Raw genomic sequence first — 21,933 nt, forward strand, 5'->3', positions numbered from 1 at the left:
TTACAAATCAGCGCGTATTATCTGACCTGAGAGCGACGGAGAGGAACCATGAAATCAGCGAGTGAAATTTTGACGATCCGCCCAAGCGACGCTCGCTCCCTGTTTCCAGGCGATGCCATCGCCATCCGCAAAGCCTATCGTCAACTGGCTGCGGCGTGGCATCCCGACCACTGCTGCGACAAACGAGCCGCACAGATTTTCGCCCACCTGACCAGCTTGAGAGAAGCCGCCCTGAGGATCGTGCAGAGCGCGCGCCCAACCCTGAGAGAGCGCACCTACCACGCGGCCGGCGCCAAGACATGCCGGATGCGCTTTTACTCTGAGCAACCCGGTCCCCTCGGCGATGTTCTGGTCGGCCGCAGCCATGTCGTCTACGAAGCGCCGGAAGCCTTCGGCGATATCGTCGAGGCCGAAGCAGCCAATATTCGCTCCCTTGCCTTTGCCGGACCTGAAATGGCGGCGGAGATGAAGCGGTTTCTTCCCGCCTTTGACCGGGTCGTGGCCAGAAGCGGCATCAAGGCATCTGTGTTGGACAAACCCAGGGATGCCGTTCTGCTGGGTGATTTGCTCCGTTACATGGGCGGCAGGCTAGAGCCCGTTCACGTCGCCTGGATCGTCTCCGGCATGCTTAACCTCGCCTCCTACCTGCATTGGCGCGGGCTCGCCCACTGTGCCATCGCTTGCGAGACGGTTTTTGTCGACCCGCAATCGCACGCGGTCATGCTGATCGGCGGCTGGGGTTTCGCCACACACTATGGAGCCAGGCCCGCCGCCATACCGGAACGAACCGCTGCGGCCATTCCACGCCTGATGCTCAAAGGTGAACTGGCAAGCCCCGATATCGACCTTGGCCTGATCCGGGCAACGGCCTGCGACCTGCTTGCCACCCCTGGCGGTGGTGGTCTGGTGCTCGCACCAGACATTCCGTCAGCGATGCGCGACTGGCTGCTGCTGCCGCCCGCACAGCATGCCTATGAGGATTACACGCGGTGGCAGGAATGCCTCGCTCGCTCATTCGGACTAAGGAAGTTCGTACCGTTTTCAACCACGGCGGCCGACATCTATCGCCAAAAGACGAATTTCGGCGCCTGACAGCAAAGGAGAAAGACCATGGGTAGTGGACGTTGGAGCAGCACGGACTGGAATGCCTATGCAACCGCGCATGTGAGCGGCAAATCGGCCGCCCATGTTTTCAAGGCGCGCACACTGGACCCGACCTATGATCCGAAAATGATCCAGGTGCGAGAGTCCAGGGATTCCGCCGACAATCCGGCATCGACCCCGATCATCCTGGCTTCCGACGTAACAGGCTCGATGGGCATGGTCGCACACCAGCTGATGAAGGATGGGCTGAACACGCTTGCGCAGGAAATCTACGCCCGAAAGCCCGTTTCAGATCCGCATGTCATGATGATGGCCGTTGGCGATGTCGAATGTGACCAGGCCCCGCTTCAGGTAACGCAGTTCGAGGCCGACATTAGACTCGCCGATCAGGTCCGGGGCCTGTGGATCGAGGGCGGCGGTGGCGGCAACAGCGGCGAGTCCTATTGCGGCGCCCACTATTTCGCCGCCACCAAGACCGTGAGCGATGCCTGGGAAAAGCGCCGCAAGAAAGGCTATCTGTTCACCATCGGCGACGAACCGGTGCTCGACGGCATGCGCGGCAGCGAGGTTAGCCGTGTGTTCGGCGGGCCGGCAAAAAATGTCAGTGCCGCTGAGTGCATTGCCATGGCGTCGCGGACCTATGAGGTCTTTCATGTCATTTTGAAAAATGAAGGCTATGCTAAGGGCAGCCTCGCAAGAGTATTAGCGTCCTGGCAACCCCTTCTCCCACAGCGTCTCATCCTGCTGGACGACGTGACCAAGCTTGCGGAAGCTGTCGTCTCGACGATCCAGGTCGCGGAAGGGGCAAGTAAATCCACGGTCGCGGCCTCATGGAATGGCAGCACCGCAGTGACGGTCGCCAATGCCATCAAGGATATCGCCACACTGGACACCTCCGGTGCTGTACGCCTGGCATAGCGGAACAAGACAACAATCCATGCGCATGCCGCCAAAAAATGTCCACCGCTTGTCGGCGGCATGCGCGATCAAGCTGCTCAGCATGGCTGGGCCGCAGGGACAACGATCATGAACAAGGCAAGGACGGCCCGAGCTGTCATCGGGGCAGGCTACGGAGACGAGGGCAAAGGCCTGATGACGGATTGCCTCGCCGCGCAGGGAGGCGACGTCGTGGTCAGAACCAATGGCGGCACGCAGGCCGGGCACACCGTTATTGACCCTGCCGGCCGACGCCATGTCTTCCACCATTTCGGCTCGGGCTCGCTTGCCGGCGTGCCGACGCATCTGAGTCGGCATTTCGTGTTGCATCCCTTGCTGTTTGCCTCCGAAATGGAGACGCTCGCCAGCATCAACGCATGCGTCAGAACCTCGGTCGACCCACGCGCCCTGGTGACGACCCCCTGGGACATGATGCTGAACCAGTTTGTCGAAATGAGGCGCGGTAGCGCCAGGCACGGCAGTTGCGGCGTTGGATTTGGCGAAACCATAGAACGAAGTCTCGTTCCGGAGCTGGCCCTCAGTTTCGGCGATCTCGCGTCAGCGAAATATCTGCGCCCGGCCCTCGAAAAAATAAGGCTGCAATGGGTGCCGCAAAGGCTCGCCGCCTTGGGCGGCGGAATCCTGGGCAGGCAAGAGATCGAGCTCGTTATGAACGACGCTGTGCTTGATCGATATCTGCAGGATTGCGAAGCCATGGCCGCATCGCTTTCGGTTCTCGCCGATGCCGATTTGTCAGGGCATGTCATCTTCGAAGGCGCCCAGGGCCTGATGCTCGATCAGGATTTCGGAGCGTTTCCCTATGTGACGCGATCCAACACCGGTCTCGTCAACATGGCCGCTGTTGCCGCCGAGGCTGGCATTGAAACGATCGAGACATCCTACACCACCCGCGCCTATGTGACCCGTCATGGCGCGGGCCCGATGGCCCACGAAGGTGAGAGCATGGCGGCCTTCAGCATCCTCGATCCCACCAATATTGAAAACCCTTGGCAGGGCAGGTTAAGGGCAGCCCCTCTCGATACGAATATTCTGAAGAATGCGATAGAGAACGACATCCGCCGGTCTGAGGGAAAGGTCCATATCGTTCCCAAGCTCGTGGTAACTTGCCTGGATCAAATAAAAGGAGAAGCGCCCTTGTTTGTGGATGGCAGACGGATACATTTGGCAGAAAGCGACTTGGCTGCTGTGGCGGCACAGAACATTGGAATTGATCTTGCCGCGATCAGCTACGGTCCTTCCCGCAAGTCAATCAAATGTCTACAGAAACAAATCAAGGCTTGAACAAGGCGTCCAACTCTGGCCGCTCCTGCTGATCAAGGTGCTCCAGCACGGCCTCGACAAAATCGTCATCGAGTACTCCGCTTGCGACCGGCTCATCATGTGTCGGTCGAGATGTCATCCCATTCCTGCCCCAATATACCCAATCAGCCAATTGTGACGGCCACGATCACCAGAGCGATGGCGCGTTGAATCACCTCGTCCGTCGTTCGTCGCCGGCTTTCGGCTACGGTTTCGATTATCGGCAAATGGTCGATGACCGGCACGCCATCCTTCTTCAACTGTGCCATTGAGGCCGCCTTGCGAGCCTCAGCTTCGCCTTCGGCGTTGGTGGAACCGATGAACGGCAAGGAAGTCAGAAAACCAAGAAAGCTGCGACACATCATTTTCATTGCCGAATGGCTGCTACGGTGACTATGGCGCACAAGCCGATTGCGGCATTGGCTCCAGCCGGTAGACCTTGTCGTCCGACTTCGTCTTGCCGTCGGCGGCCTTCGAGCAGAGATCGACGATCGCCAGGCTGCTGTTGGGGTTGGCCAGCATCATCGTGCCGTTGGCGCCGCGCTTGAGGAAGATTTCCTTCTGCGCGATGTCGCAGGAGAAATCGCTCATCTTGGAACTTGCCGCGCAGCGCCATTGGTCGGCCTCGCCCTGGCAGGAATAGATCTGCGTGACCTTGCCGGACTTCAGCCGCGTGGTGACAGAAACAGCGATGTCGGCGCCATCAGGCCAATTGGCGGCGTCACCTCCCGAAGCAAAGGACGCCAGTTCCACCGGCCCGCGAAAAACCCGGATCGACTGCGTCAACTGGTTGGGGTGTGAACTCATATGCGCCGCATCGTAGTCGCGGCCGTAGCAGAACGGCTGGTCAGGCTTCAGCCGCACGCGCAACGGGTCCCCGAGCGCCGGATCGATCGGATCGATGCGCGCGAATTCGGCCTTGCAGGTCGCAGCCGGCATCGGGTCCAGGCGGAAATTGTCATCCTCCGAGCCGAGCGCCTGCCTGTCATACTCCGCCTTGCCGAGTTGCTCCTCCGAGTCGGGATCGAGATAGATATCCGGCGACAGGTCGGACAGCAGCACCCGGCCCTTGTCGTCGACCTTCAGCGACGCCAGCGTACGGTCGCAATCCATGCCGCAGCGGATCGGGCCGGATGTGCCGTCCTCGGATTCGTGATTGCACCAGCCACTGGCCCATTGCGGCGCCTTGGCGCCCCGCACCGTGGTGGTGACGAAGCCATTGTAGGAGGTGTCCGAATTCGCGCTCGGCTCCTCGTTCGGCCTGCTGACCGGATCATGGCCATAGTAGAAGAAGATCCGCGCCACTTTTTGCTTCGGATGCGCCTTGAGATGCGCCGCGTCATAGACCCGGCCGAAACAGGCGTCCGCCCCGTTCGGGCTGAGTTCCTTAAGTTTAAGCGCGTCGTCGGCGACAGCCGTGCCTGCCAGCAACCCAAGCAGCGCAGCGCCAAATCCGGCGCCGGCAATTGTCTTCCATGCCCCTGCCCCAAACGTCATGTGACCTCTCCTCGCATCGACAGGACGTCGCACCAACTTATGCTAGTATTGCGGCCGCAGCCATGCAAATCGCGGTGAAATCCAGGGAGGATGCCATGCGCCGACGCGACATGTTCCGCGCGGTTCTTGCAGGAACCGGAACGTTTCTTGGCCTGCGGGCCGTGCAGGCCGCGGCCACGGAACCCGCCAGGCTGAAGGTCGCCTATCACCTGAGCGATGTGGATAAGGTCAACTTCGTGCTCGGCAACATCAAGAACCACTATGAGGGCGCCGGCGGCAATGTCGACATCGTGCTGGTCGTGCATGGCCCGGCCCTGGCCGCCTTCAAGTCGAATGGCATATCGGCCGCGGTCTCCGGCCGCTTCGCCGGCCTGGTGCAGCAGGGGCTCGAGCCGCAGGCCTGTGGCAACACCATGCGGGGCATGGACATCTCGCTCACCGACCTGCTCGACGGCTTCCATGCCGCCGACAAGGGCGGCGTCGTCAAGCTCGCGGAACTGCAAAGCCAGGGCTATGCCTATCTCCGGCCATAGTGCACAGTCTTGACTCCGGGGCCGGGAACGGCTGGTCTCGCTGAACCCTCCGGAGGACCAGCAGTGCCCGCCACGATCGCGCTTACCATTCCCGATCTCGCCGGCAAAGCGGTGCTGGTCACCGGCGCGTCGACCGGCATAGGCGCGGCACTTGCGCTGGCCTACGCCGCACAGAAATCCCGGGTGGCGCTGCATTACAATTCGAGCCGCGATGCCGCCGAGAAACTGGGCAAGACCATTGCCGACAGCGGCGGCGAAGTGTTCCTCGTCCAGGGCGATTTCTCCGTCGTCGCCGATGTCGAACGCGTCGTCGAGGAGAGCGCGCAACATTTCGGCCGCCTCGACGGGCTGGTCAACAATGCCGGCGGCATGCTCGGCCGCGTGCCCTATGCCGAACAGACCGAGGCGCATTACGATGCGGTGATGGACCTCAACGCCCGTTCCGTGCTGACGGCTTCACGCAAGGCGATCCCGTGGCTGAAGAAGCAGGGCGGCTTCATCGTCAACACCTCGTCGATCGCCGCGCGCAACGGTGCCGGTGGCGGCGCCGGCCTCTATGGCTCGGCCAAGGCCTTCGTCTCCAATGTGACACGCGGCATGGCCAAGGAACTGATCGGCTTCGGCATCCGCGTCAACGCCGTGGCGCCAGGCACCATCCTGACACCCTTCCACGAGCGCTATTCGACCGACGAGCAGATCAAGGGCATGGTCGCCACCATTCCGCAGGGTCGCGCCGGCACAGCCGAAGACTGCGTCGGCGCCTATCTGTTCCTGTCGTCGGACCTGTTGAGCGGCTATATCACCGGCCAGGTGATCGAGGTGAATGGCGGCCAGTTGATGCCGTGACCAGCTATCTGCATACTGACGGTCCGCATACTCTTGTCGGAGACTTTGAAGGGGAGACAACTGAATGTACGGACTGATCGGCAAGATGCGGGCGTCGCGCGGCCAGCGCGACGCGGTCATGGACGTGCTGCGCGCCAGCACCGGCGCCTTGCCCGGCTGCTTGAGCTATATCGTCGCCACCGACCCGGCCGATGCCGACGCGATCTGGGTGACCGAAGTGTGGACCGACGCCGAAAGCCACAAGGCCTCGCTGCAGCTTCCGGAAGTCCAGGCAGCCATCGCCAAGGCGCGCCCTTTCATCGCCGGCTTCGAGTTCCAGGTGGAGACCCACCCCGTCGGCGGCTTCGGGTTGCCTGACGGCAAGACGGGCTGATCCTCAACAGAGCAAGCGCATTCTCGAATGCGGCCCATAGCCGGGCGTTAGCGCGCGTCGGCACCGTACTGAGGAAGCCGCATTGGAAGACTCCTCAGTCGCCCTCTGCTTCAGAAAACAGAGCATCAATATCGCGATGCCCCTCGATTATGTTGGCGACTTCGAAAAAATCGTCCCGGTAACGGAAGAAGATCACATATCCGCGAAATGCGTAGCTTCTCACGTCAGGTCTGAGTTCGTGTCGCGCACGCCCGATAATGGCTGGCAATGTCGCGAGGTCGCGACATTTTTGACGCAAGACCTCTACAAACCGTCTCGCGATTTCGAGGTTGCCGCTTTCTCGGGCGATATGCTCAAGAAGACCGACCAAGTCTGCCTGGGCTGAAGGGAGCATGCGAAGGCGTGGCACCCCTAGAGGCCTTCCTTTGCGAGCTGTGCGGCCTTGGCGTCTAAGGATGCATCAATGTCCTGCTCAGTGGCTTCGCCACCCTCAGCAAACGATTTGTCAAGCATAGCGCGTAAAGCCTTCAGCTTTTCCTCGCGTTCTTCGACCAGGCGCAGCCCCTCGCGCACGACTTCACTGGCCGAGCCGTAGCGGCCAAGCTTGACGATGTCGGAGACAAAATTTTCCCAACGATCTCCCAATGATACGTTCATAGCTGTACCTCCTTGTCCCTTTCATTATACGCGAATAACAAAATTTGCGCAATTACTGACATCGGCATGAAAATGCCCTTACCGACGTAGACTCCAAGCCAGCGTCGCCGACTGAGAGAAATCGTGCCCATTTTCGCCGCAAGGGTTCGTATTTTTCGCGGCTGGGTCTAAGACCAAAATATGGAGACTTCGCCCGAGCATCCAATTCCGGATACGCCCGCCACCGAGCGCATGGCGCGGATGGGCAAGCCTTGGCAATGGCTGGTCCTGCTCACCATCTCGGCCCTGTTTGCCGGCGCGCTCGAACTCGCCGCTCTGCCGGCGGCGCTGCTGATCGGGCCGATGCTGGCGGCGATCGTCGCCGGCACCAATGGCGCCACGGTGCGGGTGCCGCGCCTGCTGTTCGGCTCCGCCCAGGCCATTGTCGGCTGCCTCGTCGCCGCGTCGATCTCGGCCGACATCTTTCCTGTCTTCTACCAGGAATGGCCGCTGTTCCTCGGCGTGGTGATTGCCACAGTCGCGGCCTCCAGCCTGCTCGGCTGGCTGATCAGCCGCTGGCGCATCCTGCCCGGCACCACCGCCGTCTGGGGTTCCTCACCTGGAGCTGCCACCGCCATGGTGCTGATGGCCGGCGCTTTCGGTGCCGACCAGCGGCTCGTCGCCTTCATGCAGTATCTGCGCGTCATCTTCGTTTCGATGACGGCGGCCGTCGTCGCCAAGCTGTGGGTCGACACATCAGGCATCGAAGTCCCGCCCATCATCTGGTTTCCGCCGATCGGTGTCCAAGCCTTCGCCGCCACCATCGGCATCGCAGTCATAGGCGGCCTGGCGGGAAAGCTGTGCCGGCTGCCCTCGCCCTTCTTCCTCGGCACCTTCATCTTCGGTGCCGTCGTCCATCTCGGCCTCAGCGTCGAGATGCAGCTGCCGCCCTGGCTGCTGGCGGTCAGCTACGCCATGGTCGGCTGGTCGATCGGGCTGAACTTCACCAGGCCGATCCTGCGCCATGCGACGCGCGCGCTGCCGCAGATCATCGCCTCGATCGTGGCGCTGATCGCCTTTTGCGGCGGGCTCGCCTTCCTGATCAGCCATCTCCTCGGTATCGATCCACTGACCGCCTATCTGGCGACCAGCCCCGGCGGTATGGACAGTGTGGCCATCATTGCCGCCGCGGCGCAGAACGTCGACATTTCCTTCGTCATGGCGCTGCAATCGGCGCGCTTCCTGATCGTGCTGCTCGTCGGCCCGAGCGTCGCTCGGCTGGTGGCCAGAAGCATCCGGGAATAGGCAAAACCGCTCCTCCAATCGCATAATTTGACCGGCCGGATCCCGACCAGAGTTGCCGCCCTGCGACATCCCTCGATTGCATGGGCACTGGTCGCAAAAAATACTTGACTCACATACTCATATTTGAGAGCGCGGATGCGCAATCCTGCATGAGACAGTGGAGACGAGTTGATGCGAACACGGCCGACGATAGGACGCCCGGGACTATCCTTGCTGGGCGGCGCGGCGATGCTTTGCCAGCCCGGCGCGGTCTATGCGCAGGATGCTGAAGCGGCCCCTGTCCTCGGCAAGATCGAGGTGACCGCGCAGAGCAACGAGATCCTGAAGCAGAATGGCTATCTCGCCAGGAAGGACCGCATCGGCACCAAGACAGACACGCCGATCGCCAAAATCCCACAGGCCATTTCGGTGGTGACGCAGAAGCAGCTTGAGGACCAGAAGCCACGCACGCTCAACGAATCGCTCGGCTACACGGCCAGCGCCAATCCTAACAGTTTCGGCTTCGACACCCGGTATGACGCCTTCTTCCTGCGCGGCTTCCCGGCCTACTACAACGGCATGTTCCGCGACGGGTTGCGCCAGTACAACGGCCCCTCGGCCTGGTTCAAGACCGAGCCCTACGGTATCGAGGGCGTCACCATCCTGAAGGGCCCGGCATCTTCGCTCTACGGCGTCAGCGGCCCCGGCGGCATCGTCAATGTCGTCACCAAGCGCCCCAAGGACGAGCCGTATCACGAGATCGAACTGTTAGCCGGCGAACACAATCGGTTTCAGGCCGCACTCGACGCTTCCGGACCGGTGAACGCCGACGGCAGCATCCTCTATCGCTTCACCAGCCTTGGCCGCTTGAGCGAGACCGATCTGCCTGGCTATTCCGACGACAAGCTCTATCTGGCACCGGCCGTCACCTTCAAGCCGGACGAGGACACCAAACTCACTATCCTTGGCGAATATTCGAAATCCGTCACCGGCGGCACCGCCGCCTTCTACAATTCGGGCTATGGGGTGCTGTCCAACGTCTATGAGGGTGATCCGGCGTGGAACGATTTCGAGCAGAGCCAGGGCCGTATCGGCTACGAGTTCGAGCATCGTTTCAACGATGTGCTGACAGTGCGCCAGAACCTGCGCTACAACGCCGTCGACAGCGACATCGAATACAGCGGCCATTATTCGATCGGCGCCGGCCAGCCGCTGCAGCGCTACTGGGGCCACTACACCGAGACGATGAAGAACTTCGTCGTCGACAACATGGCGCAACTCGAATTCGACACCGGCCCGGTAAAGCACACCATGGTGGGCGGCGTCGACTATGCCTGGTCGGACTATGATGCCGCCAGCGCTACGGCCTACAGCGTGGAGGACATCAAGGCGATGCCGGTCCCCCACTCCGGCGGGCAAGAGATGAACCAGCTCGGCGCCTATCTGCACGACCAGATGGAGTGGAACGATTTCACCCTGTTCACCAGCGGCCGCTACGACTGGGTCGACACGACCTCCACCGCCGCCGACTTCAGCCAGTCCAGGCAGAAGGATAGGGCCTTTTCCGGCCGGCTCGGCCTGTCCTACCGGACCGAATGGGGCGTCATCCCCTACGTCAATTACTCGACCTCGTTCTCGCCCAACATCGGCTTCGTCTATGACGACGTCACCAACAATGTCGGCCGCGTCGCCCGCCCGACCATCGCCACGCAAAAGGAGATCGGCGTCAAATACGAAATCCCCGATCACAATGCGACCATCAGCGCCGCGCTGTTCGACATCGACCAGAAGGACGGCGTCGTCTTCGACGCCTCGACCGGCATCAACAAGCAGCGCCAGCTCGACCTCAATTCGCGCGGTCTCGAACTGGAAGCCAATGCCTCGCTCGACAATGGCTTCAGTTTCATCGCCTCCTACACCTATCTGCGGGTGAAGATCGAGCGCGGTGCCGAAGGAACCTATGGCAAGGAATTGTCGGCGACGCCCAACCACATATTGTCGCTATGGGGTCACTATCAGTTCGAAAACGGCACGCTGGAAGGACTGGGGCTGGGCACGGGTGTGCGCTTCGCCGGCTCGAGCTATGGCGACGACACCAACACCTTCAAGAACAGCGCGCGCGCCTTCGTCGATGCTTCGCTGTCCTATGATTTCGGCTATCGCAATCCGAAGCTCGAAGGCGTCAAGCTGCAGGTCAATGCCAAGAACCTGTTCGACAACCAGAAAACCATCTGCTCGGCCGGCTACTGCTACCGCGACGAAGGCCGCTCGCTGTTCGCCAGCCTGCGCTACCGCTTCTGAGGCGTTGCCGGGCGGCGGATTAGTCTTCGTCGCCCCCATTCTCGCCCTGCGCGCCGCGCCGCCAATAGGCGGTGACCAGATGCCTGTCGCGTGGCAAGGCCCACTCCTTGCGCACGATCTTACGGATCTCGCGGAAGTCGGCGAATTCGCATCCGGCCCAGACGAAGAGGCCGTCGGCAAGTGCCGCGTGGCTGCGCTCCCGCAAGGCGGCTGGCAGCATGCCGGCGGTGCCGGCCTCACGGCCATGCCGGTAGAGCCAGGTGATGGCGATGGTCTCGCGTTGCGGCAGCGTGATCCGGTCATCCGGACCATCGACCTCGATGAGCGCTTCGGCCGGCGTTGACGGCGGCAGGTGCTCGAGGATCCTGCCGATGGCCGGCAGCGCGGTGTCATCGCCGACGAGAAGCAGGGTCCGTCCCTCCGGCGCTTCGCCGCCGCCGGGTCCGATCATGCCGATTATGTCTCCCGCCTGGGCGTTCTGCACAAAGGCGGCCGCCGGCGTGTCCTGGCCGGGGTGCAGCACGAAATCGACATCGAGCCAGCCGCTTGCCGCATCGATCGCCCGGATCGTGTAGACCCGCACCGTGAGCGCATCCTCGCCAGCGGGCCAGACCAGCAGGCCATCAGGGCCTACCAAGGGCCAGACCGGCTGCCGGCCACGCGGTGGCAACAGCAGCCGCATATGCAGGCCGCCATGGGTGAAGCGGCCGAGGTCCGTGCCGGCGAAGCGCAGGCGGTGCATGTGCGGCGAAATCCGCGTCGACGACATCACCGTGATCTCGCGGAAGAAGACCGGCGTGCCGGCATCGCGACCGTCGCCTTGCCAACGCAATCCACTGGCCGTGCCGAGATGCTGGGCGACATGGCCGGCAACCGTCATCTTCATATAGGACAGGCAGGTCTCGTCGATCGCCGCGACGCGGATCAGCATGGCATCGCCTTCAAGCGTGGCGCTCAACGACCCGTAATACAGGCGAAGCTCCCATCGATCGGCAGCGCCGGTTTCGATCTCGAATTCGCCGTGCTCGGCGCGCAGACGCTCGATCGCCGACCTGATCGCCTCATCGCTGATGCGGGTTTGCGCGCTCAACTGGTCCATCGCCGAAATCCTTCAATAGCGGTTCAAACGAAGCCGCCGAAAGATCGGGCCTCGTCGCCATCATCGGCCATGCCACAGCGTCGCCGGGGTTTCCACAGGAAACTTGACTTAAGTAATCATATTTTTATCGGAGCGCCGGGGAAAGGCTCGTTCAGCTATGTCGGCTCGGCTTTACCGTTGTCGAGGTCGAAGCGCAGACGTCCGGCCTCGATCCGCACGCGTAGGTGGCGATACGTCACGAGATAGCGAACCCCGACGATAACTGCCGCGAAGCCGGCGACAGCGGCCACGCCAAGCGCCCAGCGCGGACCGACATCATCGGCCACCCAGCCGACCACGGGCGCGCCGAGAGCGGTGCCGCCCAGCGTTGTGGCCAACAGGATCGCCATCACCCGCCCGCGCATGGCAGGGTCGGTCGAGAGCTGCACCAGGCCGATCGTCGAGGTGGTCATCGTCTGCGCGGAGACGCCGATGGCGACGAGCGCGACGCCAAACAGCCAGTAGCTGGGCATGATCGCGGCCAGGCTGAAGCCAAAGCCGAAAATCGCGGCGCCAGCCAGAAGAAACGCCAGTCGTGGCTGCTCGCGCCGGGCAGCCAGCAGCGCGCCGCTGACCGATCCGATCGCCATGGTCGACGTCAACAGACCGTACTGGCTGGCGCCGGCGTGAAATACGGAGACGGACATTGTCGAGATGAAGATCGGGAAGTTGAGCCCGAATGTGCCGATCAGCAAAAGCATCAGAAGGATGGCTTTGAGGTCAGGGCGCTTCCACACATAGGCAAAGCCCTGGGCAAGGCCGCCGGAGCTCCGCTGCACCTTGTCCTTCAGGTGAAGCTCACTGAGACGCAACAGGCCGAGCGAGGCAAGGACGGCGGCAAACGACGCCGCGTTGGTCAGAAAAACCCAGCCGGAGGCGATGGAAGCGATAAGGGCGCCGGCGACGGCAGGCCCGATCATCCGCGCGACATTGAACGAGGTGGAGTTGAGCGCCACGGCGTTCGACAGGTCTGTCTCGCCGACCAGATCCGAGACGAATGTCTGGCGCGCCGGCGCGTCGAACGCCGTCGTACAGCCAAGCAGGAAGGCGAACACATAGACATGCCACAACTGCACCAACCCGGCGACGGTGAGCAGCCCAAGGCCAAGCGCAAGCAGGCCCATGGCGGCTTGCGTGGCGAGCAGCAGCTTGCGCCGGTCGAGATGATCGGCGGCAAAGCCGGTCCATGGGAGCAAAAGGATTTGCGGCGCGAACTGCAGCGCCATCACCACGCCCATGGCGGTCGCGTTGTTGTGGGTCAGTTGCGTCAGCACCAGCCAGTCTTGCGCAGTGCGCTGCATCCATGTTCCCACATTGGACACGATCGCGCCGCCGGCCCAGATCCGGTAGTTGAAATTGGCCAGCGAACGGAACGTGCCTTTTGCCGGACCGCTCATCCGTCGGCCGGGGAATTGCCGCCGTTGAAGCGTCCGAACATGCGTGCCATCACCACGCCCATGAGGAGCGTGCCCAGCCCCAGTGCGACGATATCGGCCGTAGATCGCAGGTCGAAATCTCCGACACGGATCACCAGGAGATAACCGATCGCCAGGTTCAGGAACCCCCACAACACATTCACGGTCGAGGAGGAATGCCCCTGGCCGCGCGGCTTGGCGAAGGGGCTTTGAAAAGGCCGCCCCATCACGCCACTGACGAAATGCGGCACGGCATTGGTCAGCACGGCGCCACCGAAGAAATAGGACACACAGTCGATCCATTGCATTCTCAGGCACTCCCTTTTGCCAAGAGATCGAGGATGTCCCGCGCCGTGCCGCTTTCGCCCAGTTTCGGGAAAATACGATCGACGCTGTTGGCGTGGGCATCGGGATTGCCGTCGGTCATGGCGTCGACGGCCAGCGTGACGTTGAACCCGAGATCGCGGGCATGGCGGGCTGTCGCTTCGACGCCCATGCTGGTGGAGACGCCGGCGATCACCACCTGGGTGACTCCGTCGCCCTTCAGCCAGGCTTCGAGATCGGTGTTGACGAAGGCGTCGACCGTGCGCTTGGTCACGATGTGGTCCGCCGGCTGCTGCTGCAATTCGGGGACAAGATCAGCCCAGCCGGCGGGAAATTCCCGCATGCGAGGCGCCTGATCCGTCCGGCCTGAAGGCGCGCCGACGACGTTGACGAGCACGACCGGCAAGCCGTGGCGGCGGAACGCATCGGCGAGCGTGCTGGCCTGCTGCAGGACCTCAGCCATCGGATGGACTGAGGGCAAGGAGACGATGCCCTTCTGCAGGTCGATGATGATGAGTGCCGTTTTCTGGTCAAGCGTAGTGACTGCCATCCGTGTTTTCCTTCCAGTGGTTGGAACAGCGGCGCGTCGACGCCGGACGATTGGTCAGAAGTCGGCGAGCCGTCTCAGCAATTCGACAGCGCCTGCGAGTTGTTCCTGCTCCTCGCGGTCAAGCTTCGACTGGATGGCGCGGAACAGCCAGTCCTGCCTTGCCGCCCGTCCCGTCGCGATCATGTCCCGGCAGGCCGGCGTGAGCGACAGGAGGGTCTGCCGGCCGTCGGCCGGATCCGGAGCACCTTCCACCAGACCAGCCAGTTGCAGGGCCGAGACAATGGCGCCCATCGATTGCGGACGCATGTCCTGGGCGCGCGCCAGTGTCGTGACCGTCGCCGGACCCTCTCGGTCCAGATGCAGCACCACTGACTTCTGCGACGAGGTCAGATCGCCGTCACCGGCCTGTTCACGCAGGCGCCGGATCAGCCTGCCGGCGACAAACCGAAGCTCGGCCGCCAAAGCCATTGCACGCACAGTTTCCGGGTCGTTTTGCGGAGACACTTGATCTTTCATGGCTGCCTCGTAACAGATATGAAGGTAAACTTCAAAGTTTACCTTCATATCTGAGCATCACAAGGCCGTGACCCCAGGTCGGCCGAAGGCCGTGACCCCAGGCCGGCCGAAGACCGTGCCGTCTGGCTGGCCAAAGGCTGTGTCCCTGCCCAGCCTATCGCGGCGCCGCAAGCCGTTCGGGAAGGAAATCGACGAAGACGCGCACCTTCGGCGACAAATGGCGATTGGAGGGCCACAGCATCCGGAACTGGCCGCGGCCGTCGATATGCTCGTCCAGTACGGTGCGCAGCCTGCCGTCGTGCAGCGCCTCGCGGACCAGGAAATCGGGCATGCAGGCGATACCGAGTCCGGCGAGCGTGGCGCCCTTCAGGGCTTCCATGTTGTTGCAGGTCAGCATCGAGCGGATCTGCGGTTCGGCGCTTCCGGTGATGAATGGCCACTCGAGCAGCCTGCCGCTGTTGAGAAAGCGGAAGTTGATGCCGAAATGCCTGATGAGATCCGCCGGCTCGCCAGGTGTGCCATGGCGCTCGAGATAGGAGGGCGCCGCGCACAGAAGCATGCGAAACGGCGCAACGGGTCTCGACACCAATCGTGAATCGGGCAGCGCACCACTGCGGATCGCGACGTCGATGCCTTCGTCGATGATGTCGACGATGCGGTCGTTGAAATCGATGTCGAGTTCGATCTTGGGGTAGCGGGCCATGAACTCCGACAGCACCGGCAAAAGCAGATGATAGGTGACGATCGGGGTCGAGACGCGCAGCCGCCCATGCGGCGTCTCCCGCGTGCGCGACAGCATCGCCTCGGCATCGTCGATGTCGTCGAGGATGCGGCGCACACGCTCGTTGAACAGCCTGCCCTCTTCCGTCAGGCCGACCCGCCGCGTGCTGCGCTGCAGGAGCCGCACGCCGAGCTCTTGTTCGAGCCTGGCGACGCTCTTGCCGACGGCGGACGCCGAAATGCCGAGCGCCCGGCCGGCGGCGATGAAACTGCCGAGTTCGGCGGTGCGGGCGAAGGCCATGAGGCCGCTGAGACGATCCATTGCATTCTTCCATTCGAGCGTTTCAGTCCGGTATATCAGGAGATATAATACCATTTTTCCTGAAAGGCCGTCGACCTATCTTGTCGTTACGACCGGCGCCACGACCCACGCGGCATGCCGGCGGATGCTGCTTCAGATAGGAAAATCCATGACCTCGAAGACCCCAACCGGCCCGGCCGAGCGATGGCTCGTGCTCTTGTCGGTATGCCTTGCCGCGATGACCATGCCCTTGACCTTCACCGGCCCGGCCGTCGCACTCTCCCGCATCGCGGCTGATCTCGGCGGCAGCCCGATCGCGCTCAATTGGGTGACGAACGCCTTCATGCTGACCTTCGGCGCCAGCCTGATGGCGGCTGGAGCGCTCGCCGACAATTTGGGCCGCAAACGGCTCTTCCTCGCCGGCCTCTGCCTCTATGTCATGGCGTCGCTCGGCGCCATGCTGGCGCCGGGCATCGTCTGGTTCGACATGTTCAGGGCCGCGCAAGGAATCGGCAGCGCCTTGGCCTTCGCCGGCGGCGCCTCGGCACTTGCCCAGGAATTCGAGGGACCGCCGCGACTGCGCGCCTTCTCCTTCCTCGGCACCAGTTTCGGCATCGGCCTCGCCTTCGGTCCGATCGCCTCGGGCCTGCTCATCTCCGCATTCGGCTGGCGCTCGATCTTTGTCCTCGTGGCAGCGCTGGCGATCGCCTCGGCAGTGCTGGGCCTGCGCACCATCAAGGAATCGCGCGACCCGGACGCGACCGGTCTCGACTGGGCGGGCGCCGGCACTTTCACGATCGCGCTGGCTTCGCTCACCTATGGTGTCTTGCAGGCGCCGCAGAACGGTTGGGCTGATCCCCTCGTCATCGTTTTGCTCGCGGCGGCGGTCCTCTTCTTTGCCGCTTTCGTTATTGTCGAGCGGCGCGTGCGCCGGCCGATGCTCGATCTCACGCTGTTTCGCTTTCCCCGCTTCGTCGGCGGCCAGTTCCTGGCGGCGGCGCCAGCCTATGGCTTCGTCGTCCTGCTGGTGCTGTTGCCGATCCGCTTCATCGGCATCGAAGGGATGAGCGAGATCAAAGCCGGGCAGTTGATGATCTGCCTCTCGGGACCGCTGCTGATCCTGCCCTTGCTGGCCGGCCAGCTGGCGCGCTGGGTCGCGCCGGCCACGATCTGCGGCGCGGGCCTGCTCATCGCCGCCGCCGGCCTCGTCTGGCTGAGCCTGACACCACCGGTCGCCATCGAGCTGGTGGCGCCGCTGGTGCTGATCGGTATCGGCATCGCTTTGCCCTGGGGGCTGATGGACGGGCTCGCCGTCAGCGTCGTGCCGCGGGAGCGTGCCGGCATGGCGGTCGGCATCTTCAACACCACGCGTGTCGCCTGCGAGGGCGTGGCGGTGGCGATCGTCATGGCGATCCTGTCGGGTTTCACCGCGGTACAACTCGCCGCTCAAGGAGCGTCTTCCAGGGATGCTGCCGCCGCGGCGCAGCTGCTGGTGACCGGCAATGTCGGAGACACGGCGCGGCATCTGCCGACGGTCAACCCCGCCTTCCTGGTCCAGGCCTACGAGACGGCGTTCGACAGGCTGCTGATCGTGCTGGCGGCAATCACCGTCATCACCGCCCTTGTCGTCTTCCTCGGCCTGCGTCGCGGATCAGCGGCGGAACACGAGACCGTGCCTGTGCCGGTATGCCAGGAAGGATAGGCTACGGTTGTCAGGTGATGACGAGGCTCGCTATTCGGTCGCCATCCAGCGTGAAGGTCATGTCGCCCTCGCCGTTGAAGCCCTTGCCTTTGACGGCGATGCGAACGCGATAAGTGCCTTGCACCGGCGCGATGCTGACGATGCTCAGATGCGACTTCGCGCCGATATTGTCCGACTGGTTCCAGCGCGCGATCTCAGCGCGGCCCTGGAACGACCGTCCCCAGTCGCTCAAGAACGCGTCGTCGGCAAAGGTAGCGAGAACCGCCTCTGTATTGGTGGCGTTGGTGGCTTCGACGAACCGATGGATTGGGTAGGGCGAGTAATTTCTGCGCCTCCCACCGACGCGCACTCGCAATGCGACAACGCAAGTTTCATGCGCGCTGCGGTCTCAAAAATCTCTATACCTTCAGCATGATATTAGCGATCAAATGATTGATCTGGGACGAATTTCCAAAGTATTTTAGTCGATGATTTCTCGTAGCCGGCGTTAGTGAACTCGAGCCTACAGCTGATGACCAAGCGAGCCAGTCTGATTGACCGCTTATCAAAAACTCGTTTCTAAGCTCCGGGAGACCAAATCTGGCATCGTCGATCTCAAGAACTTTTGCCTTCGTGATGGAGGTGGTAGACCGATGATTAAACAGTGCAGAAATCAAAGAGCCTACTTTGGACGTGTCCATCAGATATTCCTCAAGGATCGAGCCAAACCAAAAAAGCTGGAATTCAGTAAGCCGGCCAGGTCCTCTCAATACGCCAAGGATTATGTCGGCAATAAGCTCCTTGTCCTTAACGCCCGCGCAAAACCCGTAAACAGTTTTTGCCAAGTTTGGATAGGACATTATAATTTCTGGCAGTCTTCTCTCAACACGGTGAGCGTTGTCTCGCATAATAGTTAGAATTAGTTCCGCATCATCTTCTTCGATATTTGGTTTGTCAAGTATTTCATTTATATATTTAAGTTCATCTTCCGAAAGAGGTTTCTTAAAATGAAACTCGCTAGGGGGCTCATCGTCGTTATAATCATTATGAATGAGAATTCGCCTCCTTTTCAGCAAGCTTTTCTTCACGGAATCGATTTTGTTTTCCATATCTATATGACCGGCAGAGTCGTTACTCGTCTTCTGCGGGTTAACCGACAGTCCTTTATCACCTAAAAGTCGTTGAATGATCTGAAAATCATCGGAAATATCTTTCTTTTCGTCTGAGAAAAGGTACATGTCGTCCATAAATCTAACAAATTTTTCTGACGAAATTTCATAATAATTGTCAATAAATCTAAGAAAATCATTGCCAATCATCTTTGTAGGATAGATTCCTTGAGGAAGGCAATCTATAGATCTTCCAGAGTTTATCTGACGAAGGAGTTTCCCGAGACCATTTGCATCATCCAAACTTGCCCCAAGCTCCGAGAACCAGCTGACCAAGTCGTGATGATATACCCCGTTGAAATACGAAGCCACATCAAAGCCCATCGAGTGAGAATATTTGGAGCTGTACTCAGCAAGAGCACTCTTAAAAGCTTTGTAAGCTTCCGTTGGCGCTATTGGCACGCCTCCTTCAAAGCGATAGCCATAGTGGGTACGGCCCGCAGTATGAGGTTTTCTAAAAAGAGAGCGATTCCGAAATACCACATCATATAAGTAGTATTCGGCAACTGGATCCAGCTTAATTGTTCTCCGAAGATATGAATTTGGCTTCGCCGCGTATACGCGTTTTTGCGACAGGAACGAGTATGCCTTTTCAGATTCGTCCAAACATTTATTTATGTATTCCTTAATCTCCTTTTCGCCCCTTACAATCAGCTCGCGATTCGTCCTCATCGGGAAAAGGGTTCGGCTATAATCGTCTAGAAAAAATGCGAGGGTACTGTCTATAATGACAGGCGGCGGCAGTGCTCGCTTAGCGAGCTTTCCAGAAGCAGTCGCTTTCGCTGGCTTCTTGGTTTTTGTAGACTTACTGGCCTTTTTTGGCTTCGTACCCAAATTTCATTCTCCCGTCGCCAAGCCTAATCAAATGCATGTACACCGATTTGTCTATCGGCAAATGTTGTTGGTGGCTTGACAATGAGGATTTTCACTCAGCGTTTTTGATCGCTGAAGCTTACTGAAAATTCCGAAATCGGAAACTGGAACTCTTAGTCCAATCGATGCATAAGATCATCATCCAGCCAGCGACCGAAGAAATAGACCAGCTGCTTGTGCCACCACGGCCAGTCATGGCTGACGTCGCCGCCCCAATAATCGACCCAGGCCGGAATGGATTTGTCGCGCAGGATCTGTTCCAGCTGGCGCGTCTCGACCAGCATGCGCTCTTCCCAGGCGCCCTGCCCGCAGCAGAAGATCAGCCTCAGCGCTTTGAGCCGGGCCAGCAGCTTCGGGTCGACAATGCCGGGCAGATAGTCGAGCGGCGAATTGTAGAAGATGTCGCCCTCCAGCGCCTTGCCGAAGAAGTCACGGGCCGAATAGACCCCCGACAGTGAGATGACGCCGCAGGCGAGTTCCGGAAAGCGGAAGACGAAGTTCGAGGAATGGTAGCCGCCCATCGAACAGCCTGAGAACAGCGGCTTCAGCTTGCGCCCGCCATTGGCGGCCGAGGCGGTGGACACAATTTCCGGCAGCGCCTCATCGCGCACATAGCGGAAATAGGCTTCGTGCCGGGCGATGCGATGCGCGGCATCGGCGTGCTTGTCGAAGAAGGATTCCGAATCGATACCGTCGACTGTGAACAGCTGGATACGGCCAGTGTCGATGAACTCGGCCAGGGCGCCGACGCCACCGGAATCCTCGAACTGGTAGAACCGGCCCTGCGAGGTCGGGAACACCACGACCGGCCGGCCGGCATGGCCGTAGCGCTTGTATTCCATGTCACGGCCGAGCTTGCCGGAGAAATGCTTGTGATAGGAGATGTCCATGGCCTCAGGCCTTTTCCGCGTGGATATAGGCGACCGCCTCGCGCAACGCCGCCTGATCCTTCGAGCGCATCTGGTAGGCGTAATTTCCCATGGCGCGGCTGAAAACCTCTTCTATTGGCTGATGGTGCACGATCTTGTCGCGGTGCGCCGCTAGCACGTCCTCATGGCTGTGCAAATAGTGGAGGTGCCGCTTGCGGCTGGCATAGGCGGTGAAATACTTGCCCTCATAGGGCCCGCCGGCGGCGTCCTTGACCACCATGTCGGCCCATGCCGCGTAGACGTCGATGTCGAACGTATAGTTGATGGCATCGGTCATCCAGGCGCCGGGCGGCCGCATATTGACCTCCAGCGCGATGATCCGGTCGTCCCTGGTCTCGAACAGTTCGATGTGGAAGAAGCGCTCGCGCACGTCGAACGCTTTCAGGATCTTGCGGCCGGCCTCCTCGACGGCTGGCCTGATATGCGGAAAGCAGGTGTAGCTCATGTGGCGGTCCTTGTTGACCACCTCCATGACGCTCTGGTCGTAGCGGTGGCTGGCCGCCAGCACCACCTCGCCGTCGCGGTTGACCAGCCCGTCATAGGTCACCACCAGCCCTTCGATGAACTGCTCCATGACGAAGGTCACGTCCTCGGGCTTGTCCCGGAAGAACTGGTCGAGCTCTGCTGTGTTGGAGATCTTGAAGGTGTTGGAAGCGCCTGAGCCGCTGTCGGGCTTCACCACCACGGGATAGCCGACGCGGCGGATGAAGGTCATCGCCCCGGCACGGTCGGAGCATTTGCGCTGCGCGATCGTCTCGACGCCGCTCTTGCGGAAGAAGGCGCGCATGCGGCTCTTGCGCTTCAGATTCTTCACGAAATCGAGCTTGGTGCCGTAGATGTTGAAGTCGGTGCGGATGTTGGCTTCCAGCTCCAGCCAATGCTCGTTGAGCGATTCGAAGCGGTCGATGCGGCCCCATTTGTGGATGAAATGCCCCATCGCCCGGAACACCGGATCGTAGTCCTCCATGTCGGCGACGCGGTAATATTCCGAAAGTGCTGCCTTCAGTCTGCCGTCCAGCGCCTCATAGGGCGCATCGCCAATGCCGAGCACGGTGGCGCCGGCCTTCTTCAGCCGGTCGCAGAAATCGGCGCCGTTGGTCGGAAAATGCGGCGAGAAGAACACGAAATTCATGGACAACCCCCTCCCGGCGGCGGCGCACCGCAGCCCCACCGAAACGCAAGTCTGGCGCATTTGCGGCGCGCGGGGAAGAGCTTCCGCGTCAGGGATAATGTTCAACAGATTCAGCCCCCGCTTGCCTCGCACAAGCTGCTCCTGTATGAGAACCGGCATGAACACGCGCGCCACCACCGCCTCACGTCCGACCGGTTTTTCCGGCGAGACCGTGCGCGCGCTTGCCTCGACCCTGCTTCTTCTCGGCCTTATCGGCGATCGCCGGGTTCGCTGAAGGAGCGCCCGGCGGTCGAACCGCCGCGCAAGCGCATGCTCCTTAGCCAGTCTCAAAATTGGCAGTCACATCAAGCGAACG

The 21,933-nt window shown here is 61.1% G+C and carries 23 protein-coding genes; 9 read left to right on the top strand and 14 right to left on the bottom strand.

Annotated elements, in window-relative coordinates:
* Window positions 1–48 precede the first annotated feature (48 nt).
* From CKW40_RS22015 to CKW40_RS22025, 3 genes are all read left to right on the top strand, one after another.
* Window positions 49–1,092 carry a J domain-containing protein gene (locus CKW40_RS22015; RefSeq protein WP_095201954.1) on the top strand — a complete coding sequence of 348 codons (1,044 nt, stop codon included), beginning with the start codon at window positions 49–51 and terminating at the stop codon, window positions 1,090–1,092.
* Window positions 1,093–1,110: 18 nt separating this feature from the next.
* On the top strand, window positions 1,111–2,022 hold the full coding sequence (locus tag CKW40_RS22020; RefSeq protein WP_095201955.1) for a hypothetical protein: 912 nt from the start codon (window positions 1,111–1,113) through the stop codon (window positions 2,020–2,022).
* A 108-nt stretch (window positions 2,023–2,130) separates the two neighbouring features.
* Window positions 2,131–3,342 carry an adenylosuccinate synthetase gene (locus CKW40_RS22025; RefSeq protein WP_095202032.1) on the top strand — a complete coding sequence of 404 codons (1,212 nt, stop codon included), beginning with the start codon at window positions 2,131–2,133 and terminating at the stop codon, window positions 3,340–3,342.
* A gap of 143 nt (window positions 3,343–3,485) precedes the next feature.
* Here CKW40_RS22025 and CKW40_RS22030 read toward each other — a convergent pair whose 3' ends face one another.
* Window positions 3,486–3,725, bottom strand: coding sequence for a DUF4272 domain-containing protein (locus tag CKW40_RS22030; RefSeq protein ID WP_244571242.1), 240 nt, complete (start codon window positions 3,723–3,725; stop codon window positions 3,486–3,488).
* 28 nt (window positions 3,726–3,753) lie between these two features.
* Window positions 3,754–4,857 carry a hypothetical protein gene (locus CKW40_RS22035; protein WP_095201957.1) on the bottom strand — a complete coding sequence of 368 codons (1,104 nt, stop codon included), beginning with the start codon at window positions 4,855–4,857 and terminating at the stop codon, window positions 3,754–3,756.
* Between the two features lie 95 nt (window positions 4,858–4,952).
* Between CKW40_RS22035 and CKW40_RS22040 the strand changes: the two genes are divergently transcribed.
* The 3 genes from CKW40_RS22040 (at window position 4,953) to CKW40_RS22050 (ending at window position 6,609) form a co-directional block, all read left to right on the top strand.
* Window positions 4,953–5,390 (top strand): DsrE family protein, encoded by a 438-nt coding sequence (locus tag CKW40_RS22040; RefSeq protein ID WP_095202033.1) that lies wholly within the window; start codon window positions 4,953–4,955, stop codon window positions 5,388–5,390.
* Between the two features lie 63 nt (window positions 5,391–5,453).
* A complete protein-coding gene (locus tag CKW40_RS22045; protein WP_095201958.1) occupies window positions 5,454–6,236 on the top strand; it encodes an SDR family NAD(P)-dependent oxidoreductase in 783 nt (260 codons plus the stop codon).
* 64 nt (window positions 6,237–6,300) lie between these two features.
* Window positions 6,301–6,609 (top strand): putative quinol monooxygenase, encoded by a 309-nt coding sequence (locus CKW40_RS22050; RefSeq protein ID WP_095201959.1) that lies wholly within the window; start codon window positions 6,301–6,303, stop codon window positions 6,607–6,609.
* 94 nt (window positions 6,610–6,703) lie between these two features.
* On the opposite strand, the gene CKW40_RS22055 is transcribed toward CKW40_RS22050, so the two are convergent.
* Both CKW40_RS22055 and CKW40_RS22060 read right to left on the bottom strand, forming a co-directional pair.
* Window positions 6,704–7,003, bottom strand: a complete 300-nt coding sequence (locus tag CKW40_RS22055; RefSeq protein ID WP_244571243.1) for a type II toxin-antitoxin system RelE/ParE family toxin — start codon at window positions 7,001–7,003, stop codon at window positions 6,704–6,706.
* Window positions 7,004–7,020: 17 nt separating this feature from the next.
* Window positions 7,021–7,266 (bottom strand): type II toxin-antitoxin system ParD family antitoxin, encoded by a 246-nt coding sequence (locus tag CKW40_RS22060; RefSeq protein ID WP_095201961.1) that lies wholly within the window; start codon window positions 7,264–7,266, stop codon window positions 7,021–7,023.
* A 180-nt stretch (window positions 7,267–7,446) separates the two neighbouring features.
* Between CKW40_RS22060 and CKW40_RS22065 the strand changes: the two genes are divergently transcribed.
* A complete protein-coding gene (locus CKW40_RS22065) occupies window positions 7,447–8,550 on the top strand; it encodes an AbrB family transcriptional regulator (protein WP_095201962.1) in 1,104 nt (367 codons plus the stop codon).
* 171 nt (window positions 8,551–8,721) lie between these two features.
* On the top strand, window positions 8,722–10,830 hold the full coding sequence (locus CKW40_RS22070) for a TonB-dependent siderophore receptor (protein WP_198421158.1): 2,109 nt from the start codon (window positions 8,722–8,724) through the stop codon (window positions 10,828–10,830).
* A gap of 19 nt (window positions 10,831–10,849) precedes the next feature.
* Here the strand turns inward: CKW40_RS22070 and CKW40_RS22075 are convergent, their stop codons facing one another.
* The 6 genes from CKW40_RS22075 to CKW40_RS22100 all read right to left on the bottom strand — a co-directional run bounded on the left by CKW40_RS22075 (window position 10,850) and on the right by CKW40_RS22100 (window position 15,815).
* The gene (locus tag CKW40_RS22075; protein WP_095201964.1) at window positions 10,850–11,929 is read right to left on the bottom strand and encodes a siderophore-interacting protein; all 1,080 of its coding nucleotides are present in this window, start codon (window positions 11,927–11,929) and stop codon (window positions 10,850–10,852) included.
* A 155-nt stretch (window positions 11,930–12,084) separates the two neighbouring features.
* Window positions 12,085–13,365 (bottom strand): MFS transporter, encoded by a 1,281-nt coding sequence (locus CKW40_RS22080; protein ID WP_095201965.1) that lies wholly within the window; start codon window positions 13,363–13,365, stop codon window positions 12,085–12,087.
* Complete coding sequence (locus CKW40_RS22085; RefSeq protein WP_095201966.1) at window positions 13,362–13,691, bottom strand: hypothetical protein; 330 nt, start codon at window positions 13,689–13,691, stop codon at window positions 13,362–13,364. The genes CKW40_RS22080 and CKW40_RS22085 overlap by 4 nt, the downstream gene beginning before the upstream one ends.
* Before the next feature lie 2 nt (window positions 13,692–13,693).
* Window positions 13,694–14,257 carry a cysteine hydrolase family protein gene (locus CKW40_RS22090; protein ID WP_095201967.1) on the bottom strand — a complete coding sequence of 188 codons (564 nt, stop codon included), beginning with the start codon at window positions 14,255–14,257 and terminating at the stop codon, window positions 13,694–13,696.
* Window positions 14,258–14,311: 54 nt separating this feature from the next.
* Window positions 14,312–14,725 carry a MarR family winged helix-turn-helix transcriptional regulator gene (locus tag CKW40_RS22095; protein ID WP_244571244.1) on the bottom strand — a complete coding sequence of 138 codons (414 nt, stop codon included), beginning with the start codon at window positions 14,723–14,725 and terminating at the stop codon, window positions 14,312–14,314.
* Between the two features lie 202 nt (window positions 14,726–14,927).
* Window positions 14,928–15,815, bottom strand: a complete 888-nt coding sequence (locus CKW40_RS22100) for a LysR family transcriptional regulator (RefSeq protein WP_095201969.1) — start codon at window positions 15,813–15,815, stop codon at window positions 14,928–14,930.
* Window positions 15,816–15,963: 148 nt separating this feature from the next.
* Here CKW40_RS22100 and CKW40_RS22105 point away from each other — a divergent pair, with 148 nt between their 5' ends.
* Window positions 15,964–17,496 (top strand): MFS transporter, encoded by a 1,533-nt coding sequence (locus CKW40_RS22105; RefSeq protein WP_095201970.1) that lies wholly within the window; start codon window positions 15,964–15,966, stop codon window positions 17,494–17,496.
* 10 nt (window positions 17,497–17,506) lie between these two features.
* Here the strand turns inward: CKW40_RS22105 and CKW40_RS22110 are convergent, their stop codons facing one another.
* From CKW40_RS22110 to CKW40_RS22125, 4 genes are all read right to left on the bottom strand, one after another.
* Window positions 17,507–17,728 carry a nuclear transport factor 2 family protein gene (locus CKW40_RS22110; protein ID WP_500684301.1) on the bottom strand — a complete coding sequence of 74 codons (222 nt, stop codon included), beginning with the start codon at window positions 17,726–17,728 and terminating at the stop codon, window positions 17,507–17,509.
* 166 nt (window positions 17,729–17,894) lie between these two features.
* Window positions 17,895–19,478, bottom strand: coding sequence for an antiviral reverse transcriptase Drt5 (gene drt5 / locus CKW40_RS22115; protein ID WP_198421159.1), 1,584 nt, complete (start codon window positions 19,476–19,478; stop codon window positions 17,895–17,897).
* Between the two features lie 152 nt (window positions 19,479–19,630).
* Complete coding sequence (locus tag CKW40_RS22120) at window positions 19,631–20,407, bottom strand: esterase family protein (protein WP_095201973.1); 777 nt, start codon at window positions 20,405–20,407, stop codon at window positions 19,631–19,633.
* A 4-nt stretch (window positions 20,408–20,411) separates the two neighbouring features.
* A complete protein-coding gene (locus CKW40_RS22125; protein WP_095201974.1) occupies window positions 20,412–21,578 on the bottom strand; it encodes an ATP-grasp domain-containing protein in 1,167 nt (388 codons plus the stop codon).
* Between the last annotated feature and the right edge of the window lie 355 nt (window positions 21,579–21,933).

It is taken from the genome of Mesorhizobium carmichaelinearum (assembly GCF_900199455.1).
GTDB classification, from domain to species: Bacteria; Pseudomonadota; Alphaproteobacteria; order Rhizobiales; family Rhizobiaceae; genus Mesorhizobium; species Mesorhizobium carmichaelinearum.

Bases quoted from the DNA above. Each gene is read 5' to 3' on its own strand.
- CKW40_RS22015 (WP_095201954.1), top strand. From the start codon at position 49: ATGAAATCAGCGAGTGAAATTTTGACGATCCGCCCAAGCGACGCTCGC.
- CKW40_RS22020 (WP_095201955.1), top strand. From the start codon at position 1,111: ATGGGTAGTGGACGTTGGAGCAGCACGGACTGGAATGCCTATGCAACC.
- CKW40_RS22025 (WP_095202032.1), top strand. From the start codon at position 2,131: ATGAACAAGGCAAGGACGGCCCGAGCTGTCATCGGGGCAGGCTACGGA.
- CKW40_RS22030 (WP_244571242.1), bottom strand. From the start codon at position 3,725: ATGATGTGTCGCAGCTTTCTTGGTTTTCTGACTTCCTTGCCGTTCATC.
- CKW40_RS22035 (WP_095201957.1), bottom strand. From the start codon at position 4,857: ATGACGTTTGGGGCAGGGGCATGGAAGACAATTGCCGGCGCCGGATTT.
- CKW40_RS22040 (WP_095202033.1), top strand. From the start codon at position 4,953: ATGCGCCGACGCGACATGTTCCGCGCGGTTCTTGCAGGAACCGGAACG.
- CKW40_RS22050 (WP_095201959.1), top strand. From the start codon at position 6,301: ATGTACGGACTGATCGGCAAGATGCGGGCGTCGCGCGGCCAGCGCGAC.
- CKW40_RS22055 (WP_244571243.1), bottom strand. From the start codon at position 7,003: ATGCTCCCTTCAGCCCAGGCAGACTTGGTCGGTCTTCTTGAGCATATC.
- CKW40_RS22060 (WP_095201961.1), bottom strand. From the start codon at position 7,266: ATGAACGTATCATTGGGAGATCGTTGGGAAAATTTTGTCTCCGACATC.
- CKW40_RS22065 (WP_095201962.1), top strand. From the start codon at position 7,447: ATGGAGACTTCGCCCGAGCATCCAATTCCGGATACGCCCGCCACCGAG.
- CKW40_RS22070 (WP_198421158.1), top strand. From the start codon at position 8,722: ATGCGAACACGGCCGACGATAGGACGCCCGGGACTATCCTTGCTGGGC.
- CKW40_RS22075 (WP_095201964.1), bottom strand. From the start codon at position 11,929: ATGGACCAGTTGAGCGCGCAAACCCGCATCAGCGATGAGGCGATCAGG.
- CKW40_RS22080 (WP_095201965.1), bottom strand. From the start codon at position 13,365: ATGAGCGGTCCGGCAAAAGGCACGTTCCGTTCGCTGGCCAATTTCAAC.
- CKW40_RS22085 (WP_095201966.1), bottom strand. From the start codon at position 13,691: ATGCAATGGATCGACTGTGTGTCCTATTTCTTCGGTGGCGCCGTGCTG.
- CKW40_RS22090 (WP_095201967.1), bottom strand. From the start codon at position 14,257: ATGGCAGTCACTACGCTTGACCAGAAAACGGCACTCATCATCATCGAC.
- CKW40_RS22095 (WP_244571244.1), bottom strand. From the start codon at position 14,725: ATGGCTTTGGCGGCCGAGCTTCGGTTTGTCGCCGGCAGGCTGATCCGG.
- CKW40_RS22100 (WP_095201969.1), bottom strand. From the start codon at position 15,815: ATGGATCGTCTCAGCGGCCTCATGGCCTTCGCCCGCACCGCCGAACTC.
- CKW40_RS22105 (WP_095201970.1), top strand. From the start codon at position 15,964: ATGACCTCGAAGACCCCAACCGGCCCGGCCGAGCGATGGCTCGTGCTC.
- CKW40_RS22120 (WP_095201973.1), bottom strand. From the start codon at position 20,407: ATGGACATCTCCTATCACAAGCATTTCTCCGGCAAGCTCGGCCGTGAC.
- CKW40_RS22125 (WP_095201974.1), bottom strand. From the start codon at position 21,578: ATGAATTTCGTGTTCTTCTCGCCGCATTTTCCGACCAACGGCGCCGAT.